General features: G+C 74.9%; 15 protein-coding genes. 11 read left to right on the forward strand and 4 right to left on the reverse strand.

Annotated elements, in window-relative coordinates:
• Positions 1 to 7: 7 nt before the first annotated feature.
• A complete protein-coding gene (locus E4P43_RS01135; protein ID WP_245158861.1) occupies positions 8 to 835 on the reverse strand; it encodes a M23 family metallopeptidase in 828 nt (275 codons plus the stop codon).
• 231 nt (positions 836 to 1066) lie between these two features.
• Complete coding sequence (locus E4P43_RS01140; RefSeq protein WP_135143582.1) at positions 1067 to 1960, reverse strand: alpha/beta fold hydrolase; 894 nt, start codon at positions 1958 to 1960, stop codon at positions 1067 to 1069.
• 184 nt (positions 1961 to 2144) lie between these two features.
• Here E4P43_RS01140 and E4P43_RS01145 point away from each other — a divergent pair, with 184 nt between their 5' ends.
• Positions 2145 to 3155 (forward strand): hypothetical protein, encoded by a 1011-nt coding sequence (locus E4P43_RS01145; protein ID WP_135143583.1) that lies wholly within the window; start codon positions 2145 to 2147, stop codon positions 3153 to 3155.
• 43 nt (positions 3156 to 3198) lie between these two features.
• A complete protein-coding gene (locus E4P43_RS01150; RefSeq protein WP_135143584.1) occupies positions 3199 to 3609 on the forward strand; it encodes a cobalamin B12-binding domain-containing protein in 411 nt (136 codons plus the stop codon).
• 4 nt (positions 3610 to 3613) lie between these two features.
• Here the strand turns inward: E4P43_RS01150 and E4P43_RS01155 are convergent, their stop codons facing one another.
• The gene (locus E4P43_RS01155) at positions 3614 to 5515 is read right to left on the reverse strand and encodes a CocE/NonD family hydrolase (RefSeq protein ID WP_167759010.1); all 1902 of its coding nucleotides are present in this window, start codon (positions 5513 to 5515) and stop codon (positions 3614 to 3616) included.
• A 148-nt stretch (positions 5516 to 5663) separates the two neighbouring features.
• On the opposite strand from E4P43_RS01155, the gene sucC reads away from it, so the two are divergent.
• From sucC to E4P43_RS01190, 7 genes are all read left to right on the forward strand, one after another.
• Positions 5664 to 6824, forward strand: coding sequence for an ADP-forming succinate--CoA ligase subunit beta (sucC, locus tag E4P43_RS01160; protein ID WP_135143586.1), 1161 nt, complete (start codon positions 5664 to 5666; stop codon positions 6822 to 6824).
• Positions 6825 to 6852: 28 nt separating this feature from the next.
• A complete protein-coding gene (sucD, locus tag E4P43_RS01165; RefSeq protein ID WP_135143587.1) occupies positions 6853 to 7731 on the forward strand; it encodes a succinate--CoA ligase subunit alpha in 879 nt (292 codons plus the stop codon).
• 172 nt (positions 7732 to 7903) lie between these two features.
• Positions 7904 to 9010: a hypothetical protein gene (locus E4P43_RS01170; RefSeq protein ID WP_135143588.1), complete on the forward strand. Its 1107-nt coding sequence runs from the start codon at positions 7904 to 7906 to the stop codon at positions 9008 to 9010.
• A gap of 74 nt (positions 9011 to 9084) precedes the next feature.
• Positions 9085 to 10281, forward strand: coding sequence for a DUF6350 family protein (locus E4P43_RS01175; protein ID WP_135143589.1), 1197 nt, complete (start codon positions 9085 to 9087; stop codon positions 10279 to 10281).
• 48 nt (positions 10282 to 10329) lie between these two features.
• Positions 10330 to 10932, forward strand: a complete 603-nt coding sequence (purN, locus tag E4P43_RS01180; protein ID WP_135143590.1) for a phosphoribosylglycinamide formyltransferase — start codon at positions 10330 to 10332, stop codon at positions 10930 to 10932.
• The gene (gene purH / locus E4P43_RS01185) at positions 10932 to 12485 is read left to right on the forward strand and encodes a bifunctional phosphoribosylaminoimidazolecarboxamide formyltransferase/IMP cyclohydrolase (protein ID WP_135143591.1); all 1554 of its coding nucleotides are present in this window, start codon (positions 10932 to 10934) and stop codon (positions 12483 to 12485) included. The genes purN and purH overlap by 1 nt, the downstream gene beginning before the upstream one ends.
• Positions 12485 to 13117 carry a pentapeptide repeat-containing protein gene (locus E4P43_RS01190; protein WP_135143592.1) on the forward strand — a complete coding sequence of 211 codons (633 nt, stop codon included), beginning with the start codon at positions 12485 to 12487 and terminating at the stop codon, positions 13115 to 13117. Before purH ends, E4P43_RS01190 begins: the two co-directional genes overlap by 1 nt.
• 3 nt (positions 13118 to 13120) lie before the next feature.
• On the opposite strand, the gene E4P43_RS01195 is transcribed toward E4P43_RS01190, so the two are convergent.
• On the reverse strand, positions 13121 to 13648 hold the full coding sequence (locus tag E4P43_RS01195) for a hypothetical protein (RefSeq protein WP_135143593.1): 528 nt from the start codon (positions 13646 to 13648) through the stop codon (positions 13121 to 13123).
• Between the two features lie 71 nt (positions 13649 to 13719).
• On the opposite strand from E4P43_RS01195, the gene E4P43_RS01200 reads away from it, so the two are divergent.
• Entirely contained in the window at positions 13720 to 14574 is an 855-nt protein-coding gene (locus E4P43_RS01200) for a bifunctional methylenetetrahydrofolate dehydrogenase/methenyltetrahydrofolate cyclohydrolase (RefSeq protein WP_135143594.1), read from the forward strand.
• Positions 14571 to 14870: a DUF3017 domain-containing protein gene (locus E4P43_RS01205; RefSeq protein ID WP_135143595.1), complete on the forward strand. Its 300-nt coding sequence runs from the start codon at positions 14571 to 14573 to the stop codon at positions 14868 to 14870. Before E4P43_RS01200 ends, E4P43_RS01205 begins: the two co-directional genes overlap by 4 nt.
• The last annotated feature ends 24 nt before the right edge of the window (positions 14871 to 14894 follow it).

A 14894-nucleotide genomic window follows, 5' to 3' on the forward strand; every position in this document is an offset into this window, starting at 1 on the left:
CGACGGGTCAGACGGCTACGCCGCGCTCGGCGAGGTACCTCGCGGGGTCGATCGGCCGGCCGTCCATGCCGCCACGGTGGATCTCGTAGTGCAGGTGCGGTCCGGTGGATTGGCCCTCGTTGCCGACCTTGGCGATCTGGTCGCCGGCGGTGACGATGTCGCCGTCCTTCACGTTGTAGTACCGCATGTGCCCGTAGATGTGGACGTTGCCGTCCGCGTCCTGGATGTAGACGGCGTTGCCGTAGCCCGAGGCGCGGCCGGCGCGGACGACGACGCCGTCGGTGGCCGCGTAGATCGGGGTGCCCGACGGGGCAGCCAGGTCCAGGCCGTAGTGCATGGTGCCCCAGCGCATGCAGAAGCAGGTGGTGAGCGTGCCCTGGACCGGCAGCGCGGTCTTCGGCTGGCGGGCGGCCCGGGAGGCGGCCAGCTCGTTCAGGCGGGCCTGGGCCTCGGCCTCGGAGATGCCGCGGCGGGCGTCGGCCCCCTCCAGGCCCCCGGCGAAGCTGACCTCGGTGCTCTGGCCGAGCCCGTAGTCGGAGGCGGTGGCGGAGACGCTCGGGGCCTCGCCGAACGCGGCGGGCACACCGGCGACCAGGGCGCCGGCCACGAGGGCGGCGAACCACATCGGCGCCCGGCGGCCGGGCGGGTGCGGGAGGCGGCGCCCGGCGAGCAGGCGGCCCAGCAGGGACGGCTTCCCGGCGGTGGGCCCAGTGTCGGCGTCCTCGGCCCCGCGGGCGGCGCGGCGGGCGGCCAGCGCCCGAGCGGCGGCCGAGGTCTGCTCCTCGCCGGCGTCGGCCGCCGGGCGCTCCAGCACATGTGCACTGCTGAGAGACACGGCGAACCTTCCGGGACGGACTGTCCGGCGAGCGCCCGGGAGCGATCGTCGGGGGAGCGACGACGGCGTGGACGCCGTGGTGGCGTCCGCCGGTGTCCACCGGCGCCGTGACCGAACCGTAACGATCCGTCAGGACCGGTCCAAGTACCGAACGCTGCGTGTCGCGATATGTGCAAACCGTGAAGTCGACGAGTCGACCCGGCCCCGCGCCGGGGCCAGGACGCTGCGCCGTCAGGCGACGGCGGCGACCTGCTGGTGCGGACGCGGGGCGCTGCGGACGCCGGCCAGGGTGGCGGCCACCTCGTCGAGGACCCCGCGGTGGATGGGCAGCGACATGTGCCCGACGCCCCGGAACAGCAGGTTGCGGGCGCGGAGGTCCGGGTGGTCGCACCGGCCGGAGTGCGTGGGCAGCACCATCTGGTCCAGGTCGCTGTAGACGGCGGTGATGCTGGTCCGACAGCCCGGCGCCGGCTCTTCCAGCTCGCGCAGCACGGGGGAGCCCGGGCGCAGCTGGCGGACCAGCGGGGTGGGCAGCACGTGGGCGAGGACCGAGCCCTGGTGCGGCGTGCCGAGGGTGACCAGGGAGTCGACGTGACGGTCGCCGCCCTGGCGCTGCACGTGGTAGCGGGCGATCAGGCCGCCGAGGCTGTGGCCGACGACGTGCAGCCGGTCGTGCCCGGTCTGCTCGCAGATCCGGTCGATCTGGGCGCCGAGGTCCGTGGCCGCCCGGCTGATGTCGGTCAGGAAGGGGCTGTAGTTCCAGGAGCAGACGTGGGCGAAGCCGCGTCGGCGCAAGCTCCGGCGCATGACGGCGAAGACCGACCGGTTGTCGACCAGCCCGTGCACGAGCAGGACCGGGGTCCGCGCGGCCAGCGGGTCGGCGGAGAACAGGGCCCGGACGGCGGGCGGCTGCTCTCCGGTCCGGCGGCGCGGGTCGGGGCGGAGGGCCTCCATCCGGGTGCCCAGGGGGTACATCAGGACGTGCGCGCCGACCCAGGCGAGCTCGGTCAGCCCGCCGGTCAGCGTGGTCGGTGAACACAGTCCGCGCAGCCCCCGTGGCGCGGCCTCGGCCGGCTCCCCGGTGTGCGACTCTGGAACGGAGACCGGATCGATCGATGGCCCCATCGCCTGCTCCCCCCGTCGGTACCTCCGGCGGAGCGCGGGCTCGTGCCGTCCCGCCGGTGGCGGTCGCACCTCCTGTGCTCCGTTCACCCGAAGGTAATGCCTGCGTGTGGCGGGCGTCACACATCCGTGACCGGCGCGTGCTCGATCGAGGCCGGTTCGTGACCGTTCCAGCCGAGGGGGAACCGTGCCCGCCCGCGACGCCCGCACCGGGACCGACCGAGCCACCGCCCGCCGCGAGAGGGGGCGGGCGGTGCCCGAGGCCCCGCCGGCCCACGACGACCGGCTGGTCGTCGGCACCATCCCGCCGCTGGTGCCGGTGACGGGGGTGCTCCTGCTGCTCGCCGGCCTCGCCGGCGTCGCCGCCGCGTTCACCCCGTACCTCACCGTCGACGGCCAGGAGCTGCGCCAGGTGGGGAGCGTCGGCGGGGCCCTGGTGGCGCTCCTCGTCCCGGTCGTGCAGCTGGCGGTGGGGGCGACGCTGGTGCTCCGGCGCGTCCCCAAGTTCGGGCTGGCCTACGCGGGTGTCGCGGGGGCGCTGGCCGTCGGGCAGCTCCTCATCGAGGTCTACCGCGGCAGCAGCTCCACCTCCCGTCCCGGTGTGGAGGTGCTCGCCGGCGAGGTGGTGCTCACCAGCGGCATCCGGATCGGCGCCGGCTGGGTGCTCGGCGTCTGCGCGCTGGGGCTGACGGTGCTCGCCGCCCTGACCGGCACGGCCGCCTGGGGCCGGACCGTGATGGAGGACCGCGGGGCGCTCGACGCCGTCCGCTCGGTCCTGGCCGGGGCGGCCGTGCTCCTCGGGGTGGCCACCGTCATCTGCCTGACGGTGCCGGCCGCCGACGTCCCCGACACGCTGGCCACCGACCCGGCCACCGGGATGCAGACCGTCGTCACGCAGGAGGGCCCGCAGGCCCTGCTCGAGCGCCCGGGGCTTGCGCTGCTGGGCGGGCTGCTCCTCGCGGGGATCCTCCTGCTCTGCTCGGCGGTGGCCCCCTCGCTGCGGCCGCGCCTGGCCGTGGTCGGTGGGCTGCTCGCCCTCGCCGTCGCCGTCCTGGCAGCGGGGCTCGGTGGCCTGGACGACGCCGCCTCGTCCGACGAGCTGGAGTGGACCGTGCCCGGCGCCGGGCTGCTCGTCCTAGGCGTGGCCTTCCTCGTCCTCACCGCCGCTGCCTGGCGGGTGCGCCGCACGGCGGGCTGACGAGCGGTGGGGGAGTGCTTCCCTCCCTCACTAAGCTCCGGCCGTGGTCGACGAACGCATCCGAGTGGTCATCGCCAAGCCGGGCCTCGACGGGCACGACCGCGGGGCCAAGGTGGTCGCGCGAGCGCTCCGCGACGCCGGCATGGAGGTCGTCTACACCGGTCTCCACCAGACGCCCGAGCAGATCGTCGAGACCGTCGTGCAGGAGGACGCCGACGCGGTCGGGCTGTCGGTGCTCTCGGGCGCCCACATGACCCTCTTCGCGCGTCTGACCGAGCTCATGCGCGAGCGCGGGATCGACGACGTCGTCGTCTTCGGCGGCGGGATCATCCCGGAGGAGGACGTGCCCGAGCTCCGGCGCCTCGGCGTCGAGGGCGTCTTCACGCCGGGCGCGACCACCACCGACATCGTGGACTGGGTGCGCACCCACGTGGGCGCGCCCGCCGGTCCCTGAGCGGTCAGCGCAGCCGGCTGCCGTCCTCCACCGGGACGGTCAGCGACTGGGTGACCCCCGGCCCCGTGCTGAGCGCGACCGGCTGGGGGAGCGTCGCGCCGCGGTAGGCGAGGTCGCCCCCGGCGAGCACGACCGCCAGCCGGTGCCCGGGGGCAAAGCGGTGCACGACCGCCGGCAGCTCGATGGTCACCGGCCGGCCGACGTCGGTGATGCGCACCGGCGAGATCAACCGGTTGGGCAGCTCGATCGTCGTCCCGTCGGCGGCGATGTCGTAGACCTTCGCGTAGGCGACGAGCTGGCCGGCCGGGCCTCCGCCCTGCGTCACCTCGACGGCGGGCGAGGTCAGCTGCACGGTCAGCCGCGGCGACCCGACGACGTCCAGCGGCTCGTCCAGCGGAGGGGTCGCGAAGCTGATGGCGGTCCCCGGCGGGTCGACGACCGGGGAGCGCTGGTCGAGGAACGAGGTCTCGGTGAAGTTGGGGCCCACCGGCGCGACGCTGCTGTAGGCGCTGGTGCCCGTCCGCACGTCCGCCGGGCTGGTCACGAGGTCCCCACCTGCCGTGCCCGTGCTCGACAGCAGGAACGTGCTGCTGGTCGAGGCGGGGAAGGCGTCGGCCTCGGCATAGGCGTCCTCGATCGATCCGCCCGCCTGCTGCACCCAGTCGCGGTGGTAGGAGAAGCTCGGACGGGGCTCCTCGCCCACGCCCCGGACGTAGTGGTCCAGCCAGGCCAGCGCCTGCCTGCCGAGGTGGGTGCTCTCCGGGTTGCTGAGGTCCATCTCGCCGGGGGCCGGGGTCCCGTCGCTGTGCCCGAAGGACTGCCAGACCAGGGAGACGTCGGTGCCCTGCGCCTTGAGCGCGGTGTACGTGGCGACCGACTCCTGCAGGTTGAACAGCGTGTCGGCCTGCCCCTGCATGAGGAGGGTGGGCACCCGCATCTGGTGCACGTAGCCGGCCACAGAGTTCGAGCGCAGGTAGTCGATCGACGCCCTGCTCGGGTGGCCCTGGACCGCCACCTCGGCGAGGGCCCGGCACACCTCGGGCTCGAAGTTCAGGCAGTTGTTCCTCACGAACTCCTGCGATCGCGCCGGGTCGGCCAGCGCCGTGAGGTCCTGCACACCGGTGGCCACGCCGAGCGCGGTGAACAGCGCCGCCCACTGGTACTTGAAGACGCCGGTGCCCGTGGAGCTGACCGAGCCCGACTCCGCGGTGCCGCCGGGCAGCGCGCTGTTCTCCGGCGCCAGCGAGTAGGAGAGGTCGTTCCAGGTGATCGTGGGGACGATGGCGTCCAGCCGGTTCGTACCGGCCCGGTGCTCCGCGGCCGCGGCCGCGAACTGGATCTGGCCGCCGTAGGAACCGCCGATCATGCCGACCTGCGGGTCGTGCGTCGGCTTCGCCTTCTTGCCCTTCCCCCTGCCCTTCGCGGGGGTGTCCTCGCGGACGACCTGGTCGACGACGACCCGCTCCTGGGTCGCGTCGTCCACGGCGACGACCGAGGGGTCACCGCCGAGGAACCGCAGCAGCTGGCTGGCGGCCGCGCCGTCGTGCTCGACGTCGTCGAGGGTGATCGGGCACAGGTCGCCGTCGACGAACCCGAGGCCGGTGTAGGAGAGGACGACGTAGCCCTGCTCGCCGAACCCGCGGGCCAGCCCCGCCTGGTCGGTCTTGTCGCCCCCGAAGCCGTTCGTGACCAGCAGCGCCGGCGCCGGGTCCGCCGCCGTGACGCCGGGCGGGACGTGCAGGTCGGCGTCGATCCGGCAGGTCCGCTTCTCCGGCCCCAGCCCGGTCACCGTGATGGTCAGGTCGCGCACGGAGGGCTGCGTCGTCGCGGTGGCCGCGGGCGCGACCGTGACCAGACCTCCGGCGGCCAGCGCGGAGGAGAGCAGGACGGTCGCGGTGCGGCGCACGGGGGCTCCTCGGTTCGGGACACGCGGTGGTCCCGGCGCCGTTCCTGCTGCGAACGGGTGAGGCATCGTGTGATGCACCGCACGCAGGACCCATCTCCGTAACGCCCGGGGCAGCGGTGTGGTTACGGGCGGGCTACGGTGCCTGATCGTGGATCTCTTCGAGTACCAGGCCCGTGACCTGTTGGCCTCGCACGGCGTGCCCGTGCTCCCCGGTGGTGTGGCGGAGACGCCCGAGCAGGCGGAGGCGATCGCCCGCGAGATCGGGCAGCAGGTCGTCGTCAAGGCGCAGGTGAAGGTCGGTGGCCGCGGCAAGGCCGGCGGCGTGAAGCTGGCGGCCGACGCCGACGAGGCGCGGGCCCGCGCCCAGGACATCCTCGGGCTGGACATCAAGGGGCACATCACGCACCGCGTGATGGTGGCCCAGGCCAGCGACATCGCCGAGGAGTACTACTTCTCCTACCTGCTCGACCGTTCCAACCGCACCTTCCTGGCCATGGCCTCGAAGGAGGGCGGCATGGAGATCGAGCAGCTCGCCGTCGAGCGCCCGGAGGCGCTGGCCCGCATCCCCGTCGACGCCAGCGTCGGTGTGGACAGCCAGAAGGCCGCCGAGATCGTCGACGCCGCCGGCTTCCCGGCCGAGGTGCGCGACCAGGTGATCGCCATCGCCGTCCAGCTGTGGGACGTCTTCTCCAAGGAGGACGCCACCCTGGTCGAGGTGAACCCGCTGGCCAAGGCCCCGGACGGCACCGTCCTGGCCCTGGACGCGAAGATCACCCTCGACGAGAACGCCGGCTTCCGGCACACCGAGCACGCCGCTCTGGAGGACGCCGCCGCCGCCGACCCGCTCGAGGCGCGCGCCAAGGAGAAGGACCTCAACTACGTCAAGCTCGAGGGCGAGGTCGGGATCATCGGCAACGGTGCCGGCCTGGTCATGAGCACCCTCGACGTCGTCGCCTACGCCGGCGAGGAGTTCGGTGGCGTCAAGCCCGCCAACTTCCTCGACATCGGTGGCGGTGCCTCGGCCGAGGTCATGGCCAACGGCCTGGAGATCATCCTCTCCGACCCGGCCGTGAAGAGCGTGTTCGTCAACGTCTTCGGTGGCATCACCGCCTGCGACGCCGTCGCCAACGGCATCGTCTCCGCGCTGAGCATCCTCGGCGACGAGGCCACCAAGCCCCTGGTCGTCCGGCTCGACGGCAACAACGTCGAGGAGGGCCGGCGGATCCTCGCCGAGGCCAACCACCCCCTGGTGACCGTGGTCGACACGATGGACGGCGCCGCCCGCCGCGCCGCCGAGCTCGCCGCCTAAGCGCCCCGAAAACGACAGGACTCCAGAGATGTCGATCTTCCTCAACGAGAACAGCAAGGTCATCGTCCAGGGCATGACCGGCTCCGAGGGCAGCAAGCACACCCAGCGCATGCTCGCCTCCGGCACCGCGATCGTCGGTGGCGTGAACCCGCGCAAGGCCGGCACCAGCGTCGACTTCGACGGCACCAGCGTCCCGGTCTTCGGCGGCGTCGCCGACGCCATGAAGGAGACCGGCGCCGACGTCAGCGTCATCTTCGTGCCGCCGCCGTTCGCCAAGGCCGCCGTCATCGAGGCCGTCGACGCCGGCATCGGCCTGGCCGTCGTCATCACCGAGGGCATCCCGGTGCACGACTCGACCTACTTCTGGGCGCACGCCCAGGGTGGCTCGACCCGCATCATCGGCCCCAACTGCCCCGGCCTCATCAGCCCCGGGCGCTCGAACGCGGGCATCATCCCGGCCAACATCACCAAGCAGGGCAAGATCGGCCTGGTGTCGAAGTCGGGCACGCTGACCTACCAGATGATGTACGAGCTGCGGGACATCGGTTTCTCCACCGCGATCGGCATCGGCGGTGACCCGGTCATCGGCACCACGCACATCGACGCGCTCCAGGCGTTCCAGGACGACCCGGAGACCGAGGCCATCGTGATGATCGGTGAGATCGGTGGCGACGCCGAGGAGCGGGCCGCCGACTTCATCAAGGCCAACGTGACCAAGCCGGTCGTCGGCTACGTCGCGGGCTTCACCGCCCCCGAGGGCAAGACGATGGGCCACGCCGGCGCCATCGTGTCCGGCTCCGCCGGCACCGCCCAGGCCAAGCAGGAGGCCCTCGAGGCCGCCGGTGTCCGCGTGGGCAAGACCCCCTCGGAGACCGCGAAGCTGATGCGGGAGATCGTCGGCGCCTGATCCTCCTCGGAGGACGTCCCGGTACGCCACCTCGCTGCCCGGCACCCCACTACGGGGTGCCGGGCAGCGTCGTCCCACCCCGGTGCGGCGCGACGCGCCGCCTGCAGCCGTTGCGGGCCCGTGTCGTCCCCCCGCACGATCACGGGGACCCGTCAGACCCGGAGGAGAGCCTGTGACCGCCAGCCAGCCCCCGCAGCCGCCCGAGGGCGGGCAGCCGCCTGCCGGGGGCCCTCCGCCGGAGGCGCACGGGTCCTCTGCCGCCGGCGGCCGGCCCCCTCAGCCGGGCCAGCAGCCGTACGCCCAGCAGCCGTACGCCCAGCAGCCTGCCCAGGGCCAGCAGCCCTACGGGCAGCCCCCGTACGGGCAGCCCCAGTACGGGCAGCCCCCTTACGGGCAGCCCTCGTACGGGCAGCCCCCGTACGGGCAGCCTCCGCACGGGCAGCCTCCGCACGGGCAGCCTCCGTACGGGCAGCCTCCGTACGGCCAGCCTCCCTACGGTGGGCCGCCGCAAGGGCAGCAGCACTACGGCCAGCAGCACTACGGCCAGCAGCACTACGGACAGCCCGGGTACGGCCAGCCCTACGGCCCGTACCAGCAGCCGCCCTACGGCGGCCCCAACCCCTACCGCCGTCCGCCCGGCGCGGGAGCGGAGTTCTCCGTCGACCTCACGCGGGTGCGGGTGCTCGACTGGGCCCTCGCCGGCGGCGTGCTGCTCTTCCTGGGCCTGGGCTTCCTGCCGTGGTGGCGCTTCGGGGACGACACCTTCGGGGTCTCGTTCAGCGGGTTCGAGGACAGCATGGTGGTCTCGGCCTTCGTGCTCCTCCTGCTGGCCGCCACCTGGGCCGTGCTGCCCGGCTTCGTCAAGGCGCAGGTCACCTTCCCGCGGGCGGGGGTGACCGTCGTCCTCGCGTCGCTCGGGCTCGTGCTCACGCTGTTCGCCTGGATGGACACGCTGCGGTACGCCTTCTCGCCGTGGGCCCTGCTCGGCTTCCTGACGGCGGTCGCCGTCACGGTGCTGGCCGCGCTGGCGCTGCGCCGCGACCTGCGGGACAGGCCTGCGCGGCCCAGCGCCCCGGCCGCCGGCCCCTACTGGCCGGGCGGCCCGGCCCAGCCCTACGGGTACCCGCAGCAGCCTCCGGGTGGCCCCGGTGGCGCGCCGTGGCAGTCGCCCCCGGCCGCGCCGGCACCGGGTGCCCCGCACCGGACCGACGGCGCACCCGCGCGCCCGGCCGACCCGCCGCCGGCTGCGCAGGGTGAGCAGCCCAGCACGGACACCTGATCCTCTCCGGATCCCGACCCGCAGCCCGGCGCGTGCACCCGGCATCGGCGGGAGCGGCTTGGGAGAGTGGGGGCGTGGTCGCACTGCTCGCACGCCTGCCCTTCCGGCGGGACGACGGCGAGGCCGCGCGACCGGCCCCGTCGGCCCTGCTTGCCGTCGTCGCCGCGGCGGCCGTCACGGTCGTCGGGCTGCTCGGGCTCGGGCTCGCGCTCGTCGTCGTCCAGACCCTCGACCCCGCCGGGGGCATGTCCACCGGCGCCTCCGCCGTCCTCGCGGCCCGGCTGTGGCTGCTGGCCCAGGGCGGCGAGCTCACGCTCGGCTCGGGCCCGCTGGTCCTGGCCCCGCTGCTGCTCACCCTCCTGCTGGCACGGGGGCTGTCCTGGGCCGGGCGGGTGGCCGTGCGCGCGCTCGGCGAGGACACCGGAGTGCCGCGGGTGGTCCGGGCCGCGGCCGGCGTGGTGGCCCTGCACGTCGGGCTGACCCAGCTGGTCGCCCTGCTGGCCGGTGGCGACGGCGTGGGCGTCGGCTGGCTGCGCACCGTGCTCGGGCCCCTCGTCCTGGCGCTGCTCGCCGTCGGCTGGGGTGCCGGACGGGAGTCGGAGCTGCTCGACGCCGGTGCCGACCGGCTCCCCGGCATGCTCCGGCCCGCGCTGAGGGGCGTCCTCGCGGGGCTGTTCACCGCCCTCGCGCTCTCCTCGTGCGTGGTCGCCATCGCCCTCGCCAGCGACACGTCGGGGTACGCGGCCGTCTCCGGGTCCCTGGGCGGGGCCGCGGCCGGCGCGGTGGGCCTCACCGGCCTCGGCGCCCTCCTGCTGCCGAACGCCTCGCTCGCCGCCCTCGGTCTCGCCGCCGGGCCCGGCTTCCACGTCGGCGCCGGCACGCTGGTGTCGGTGCAGGGGGTGACGCTGGGCCCGGTCCCCGCGCTGCCCCTGCTGGCGGCGCTCCCCGACACCCAGGCGGTGCCGCTGGTGGCCTTCGTCTCCCAGGTCGTCCCGGTCCTCGCCGGGCTGGTCGCCGGGACGACGGTCGGCCGCCGGCTCCGCGACACCGACGGCGGCTCGGTGAGCGCGGGCCTGGCCGGCGTGCTCACCGGCTGCCTGCTCGGCGTCGTCGTCGGTCTGCTGTGCTGGGTGGGAGGTGGCCGGCTCGGCGACGGCGCCCTGGCGGTCGTGGGCGCCCCCGCCGTGGCCACCGGCATCGCCGTTGCCGCGCAGAGCGGGATCGCCGCCGCGGTGGCCGCCGCCGTGACCCGCTGGCGGGCGCTCGGCTGAGCGGGGACGGTTCCCGGCAGCTCCGGCGCCCCGGCTAGTGTCGCTGCCGTGCCCGTCGACGAGCCTGCCCAGCGGGCGCGCGTCGTCGTCCTGCTCTCCGGGACCGGGTCGCTGTGCGCCGCCCTGCTGGCCGCCACCGACGACCCCGCCTACCCGGCCACCGTCGTCGCCGTCGGGGCCGACCGCGAGGCTGCCGGGCTCGAGGAGCCGCGCCGGCGCGGCATCCCGACCTTCGTCTGCGCGCTGGGCGAGCACCCCGACCGGGCCGCGTGGGACCGCGCGCTGGCCGAGCGGATCGCCTCCGCCGAGCCGGACCTGGTCGTGTCGGCCGGCTTCATGAAGATCGTCGGGCCGGCGGTGCTGGCCCGGTACGAGGGCCGGCTGCTCAACACCCACCCCGCGCTGCTGCCGCTGTTCCCCGGCGCCCACGCGGTGCGCGACGCGCTGGCCGCCGGTGCCACGGTGACCGGCTCGACGGTGCACCTGGTCGACGCCGGGGTGGACACCGGGCCGGTGCTGGCCCAGCGCGAGGTGCCGGTCCTGCCCGGCGACGACGAGCCGCGCCTGCACGAGCGGATCAAGGACGTGGAGCGCGAGCTCCTGGTGGAGACGGTGGCGGAGTTCGTCACCCGGACGAGGAAGAGCCCCTGATGAGCGAGCGCAGCCCCATCCGTCGTGCCCTGCTGGGCGTGTACGACAAGACCGGGATCGAGGACCTGGCCCGTGGGCTGGCCGCGGCCGGCGTCGAGCTGGTGAGCACGGGGGCGACCGCCCGCCGCATCGCCGAGGCCGGCGTCCCGGTGACCCCGGTGGAGCAGGTCACCGGCTTCCCCGAGTGCCTCGACGGCCGGGTGAAGACCCTGCACCCCGCGGTGCACGCCGGGATCCTGGCCGACCGGCGCAAGCCGGAGCACGTGGCGCAGCTGGAGGAGCTCGGCATCGCCGCGTTCGACCTCGTGGTCGTCAACCTCTACCCGTTCACCGAGACCGTCGCCTCGGGCGCCTCGCCGGACGAGTGCGTCGAGCAGATCGACATCGGCGGCCCCGCGATGGTGCGTGCGGCGGCGAAGAACCACCCGTCGGTCGCCGTCGTCGTCGACCCGGCCCGCTACGACGACGTCCTCGCCGCGGTCTCCGCCGGCGGCTTCACCCTCGCCGGCCGGCAGAAACTGGCGGCCGCGGCGTTCCGGCACACGGCGAGCTACGACATCGCCGTCGCCTCCTGGATGAGCAGCGTGCTCGCCCCCGAGGAGGACACCGTGTTCCCGACCTGGGTGGGCGCCACCTGGGAGCGCGCCGACGTCCTCCGCTACGGCGAGAACCCGCACCAGCAGGCCGCCCTCTACCGCGGTGGCGCGCTGCCCGGTCTGGCGCACGCCGAGCAGCTGCACGGCAAGGCGATGTCCTACAACAACTACGTCGACACCGACGCCGCCTGGCGGGCCGCGCACGACCACGACGAGCCGACCGTCGCGATCATCAAGCACGCCAACCCGTGCGGGATCGCGGTCGGTGCCGACATCGCCGCCGCGCACCGCAAGGCGCACGCCTGCGACCCGCTGTCGGCGTTCGGCGGCGTCATCGCGGCCAACCGCGAGGTCGACCTGACGATGGCCGAGCAGGTCGCCGAGGTGTTCACCGAGGTGGTCGTGGCCCCCGCGTTCACCGACGACGCCCTGCGCGTGCTGACGGCGAAGAAGAACGTGCGGCTCCTGCGGCTGCCGCACCCCCCCGCGGGCGGTGCCGAGATCCGCCCGGTCGGCGGCGGGCTGCTCATGCAGACGGTGGACCGGATCGACGCCGCGGGCGACGACCCCACGACCTGGACGCTGGCGACCGGTGAGCCGCTGGACGCCGCGGGGCTGGACGACCTGGTCTTCGCCTGGCGGGCGGTGCGCGCGGTCAAGAGCAACGCCATCCTGCTGGCCCACGACCGGGCCACCGTCGGCGTCGGCATGGGCCAGGTGAACCGCGTCGACTCGGCGCGGCTCGCCGTCGCCCGTGCCGGGGAGCGCGCCGCCGGGTCCGTCGCGGCGTCGGACGCCTTCTTCCCGTTCGCCGACGGCCTGCAGGTGCTGCTGGACGCCGGGGTGCGCGCCGTCGTCCAGCCCGGCGGCTCGGTCCGGGACGAGGAGGTCGTCGCCGCGGCGGCCGCCGCGGGCGTGCCGCTCTACCTGACCGGCACCCGCCACTTCGCGCACTGATGCGGGGGACCCGGCCCCACGTCGGCCCGCCGGAGGCCGGCGCGGAGATCGAGGGAGAGGACTTCGCCCGCGTCGACTGGTGGGGCGCCGAGCTCGACGGCGTCACGTTCGTCCGCTGCCGGTTCGACGACGCCGGGCTGGAGGAGCTGGTCACCCGGCGCTGCGTCTTCGAGGACTGCGTCCTCACCGGGGTGCGGATGGCCGGCGCGCGGCACCACGGCTCGGCGTTCCTGTCCTGCCGGTTCGACCGCGCCCGGCTGATCGACGTCACCTGGGACGGCTGCAAGCTGACCGGCTCGCAGTTCCCGGGTGCGCACCTGCGGCCCATGACGGCGACCGAGTGCGACTGGAGCTTCACCTCGCTCCGGGGTGCGGACCTCTCGGGGCTGGACCTGTCCGGGCAGCGGTTCCGGGAGGCCGACCTGACCGACGCCGACCTGCGCGAGTGCGACCTGACCCGCGCCGCGCTGGACCGCAGCCGCCTGCAGGGCACGAAGCTGCGCGGGGCCGACCTGCGCGGTGCCTCCACCGACGGGGTCAACTGGCGGGCCTTCGAGCTCACCGGCGTGCGGCTGGACCTGGCCCAGGCCGTGCAGTTCACCAGCTCCCACGGCGCCCACGTCGGCGACTGAGGCTCAGCCGGTCCGGGGCGGGCTGAGCAGCGCCTTGGCGGCACCGAGCAGGCCGAGGACGGCGACGGCGATCGCGCACCAGAAGCCGGCGTCGAAGAACCCGAGGTCGAAGCCGGCGGCGACCAGCGGCACGAGCACCGCCCAGACGACCAGGCCGCTCACCACGAGCGCGAGCACGCCCCACGGCCGGTGCGTGCGGGCCGGCAGGAACACCAGCACGCCGGCCACGAGCAGCAGCGCGCCGCCGAGCACGATCACCAGCGGCTGCCAGAGCCCGGTGTCGACGACGTCGCCCAGGCCGCCGAAGCCGCGGCGCACGAGGTCGAGGCCGGTGGCGTCGTCGTCGGCCAGCCAGGGGAGCAGCAGGCTGACCCCCGCGGCCGCCCCGGCGAGCAGCAGCAGGAGCCCGGCCACCGGGTCCGAGCGGCGGAACACGGCCCGCTCGGTGGACCAGGGCGGCGCCGTGGCACCACCCGGCCCCTGGACGGCGGAGATCTCGGTCGTGGCGGGGTCCTGCTGGCGCTCGGTCATCGCGGGGCACCTCCTCCCGCGAGCCTAGGACCGCGGCGCCGCCGGCGGGGAGGCTCCGGCACACTGTCGGCGTGCCCGCGACGACTCTGGACGGCAAGGCCACCGCAGCGGCGATCCGCACCGAGCTGACCGAGCGGGTGGCCGCGCTGACCGCGGCGGGCCACCGCCCCGGTCTCGGCACGCTGCTCGTCGGCGACGACCCGGGCAGCCGCTGGTACGTCAACGCCAAGCACTCCGACTGCGCCCAGGTCGGCATCGCCAGCATCCAGCGGGAGCTGCCGGCCGACGCCACCCAGCAGGACGTGCTGGACGTCGTCGCCGAGCTCAACGCCGACCCGGCCTGCACCGGCTACATCGTCCAGCTGCCGCTGCCCCGGCACATCGACGAGTCCGCCGTCCTGGAGGCCATGGACCCGGCCAAGGACGCCGACGGGCTGCACCCGGTCAACCTCGGCCGCCTGGTGCTCGGCGTGCCCGGGCCGCTGCCGTGCACTCCCGTCGGCATCGTCGAGCTGCTCCGCCGCTACGAGGTGCCGGTCGCCGGTGCCGAGGTCGTGGTCGTCGGCCGCGGCATCACCGTCGGCCGGCCGCTGGGGCTGCTGCTCACCCGGCGCAGCGAGAACGCCACGGTGACCCTCTGCCACACCGGCACCCGCGACCTGGCCGCGCACGTGCGCACCGCCGACGTCGTCGTCGCCGCGGCCGGCGTGCCCGGGCTGATCACCGCGGAGATGGTCAAGCCCGGTGCCGCCGTGCTCGACGTCGGCGTCAGCCGGGTCGACGGGAAGATCGCCGGTGACGTCGCGGCCGACGTCGTGCAGGTGGCCGGGCACGTGGCGCCGAACCCCGGGGGAGTGGGGCCCATGACCCGGGCGATGCTGCTGCAGAACGTCGTCCTGGCCGCCGAGCAGGCAGCCTCGGCGTGACCCGCCCGCCCCTCTACGTCCGCCGGCCGTTCCTGGCCGGCCTGGTCCGCCAGCTGCCGCTGCTGGCGGTGCTGGTCGCGGTCGGGACCGGGCTGCTGCTGGTGACCGTCGAGCACTGGCGGCTGGGGCTGGTCGTGGTGGGGCTGTCGCTGGTCGGCGCCGCGCTGCTGCGGCTGCTGCTGCCGGTCCGGCGGGTCGGGTTCCTCGCCGTGCGCAGCCGTGCGGTCGACGTCGTCCTGCTCTCCGGGGCCGGGCTGGTGCTGACGGCGGTCGCGCTGGCCATCCCCGGCGCGTGACCCGCGGCAGCGCTGGGAGCCGGT

This window comes from Blastococcus sp. TF02A-35 (assembly GCF_004571075.1).
GTDB lineage: Bacteria > Actinomycetota > Actinomycetes > Mycobacteriales > Geodermatophilaceae > Blastococcus.

What these genes read in the sequence shown, in the direction of transcription:
- E4P43_RS01140 (WP_135143582.1), bottom strand. Translation starts at nt 1,960, where the DNA reads ATGGGGCCATCGATCGATCCGGTCTCCGTTCCAGAGTCGCACACCGGG.
- E4P43_RS01195 (WP_135143593.1), bottom strand. Translation starts at nt 13,648, where the DNA reads ATGACCGAGCGCCAGCAGGACCCCGCCACGACCGAGATCTCCGCCGTC.
- purH (WP_135143591.1), top strand. Translation starts at nt 10,932, where the DNA reads ATGAGCGAGCGCAGCCCCATCCGTCGTGCCCTGCTGGGCGTGTACGAC.
- E4P43_RS01190 (WP_135143592.1), top strand. Translation starts at nt 12,485, where the DNA reads ATGCGGGGGACCCGGCCCCACGTCGGCCCGCCGGAGGCCGGCGCGGAG.
- sucD (WP_135143587.1), top strand. Translation starts at nt 6,853, where the DNA reads ATGTCGATCTTCCTCAACGAGAACAGCAAGGTCATCGTCCAGGGCATG.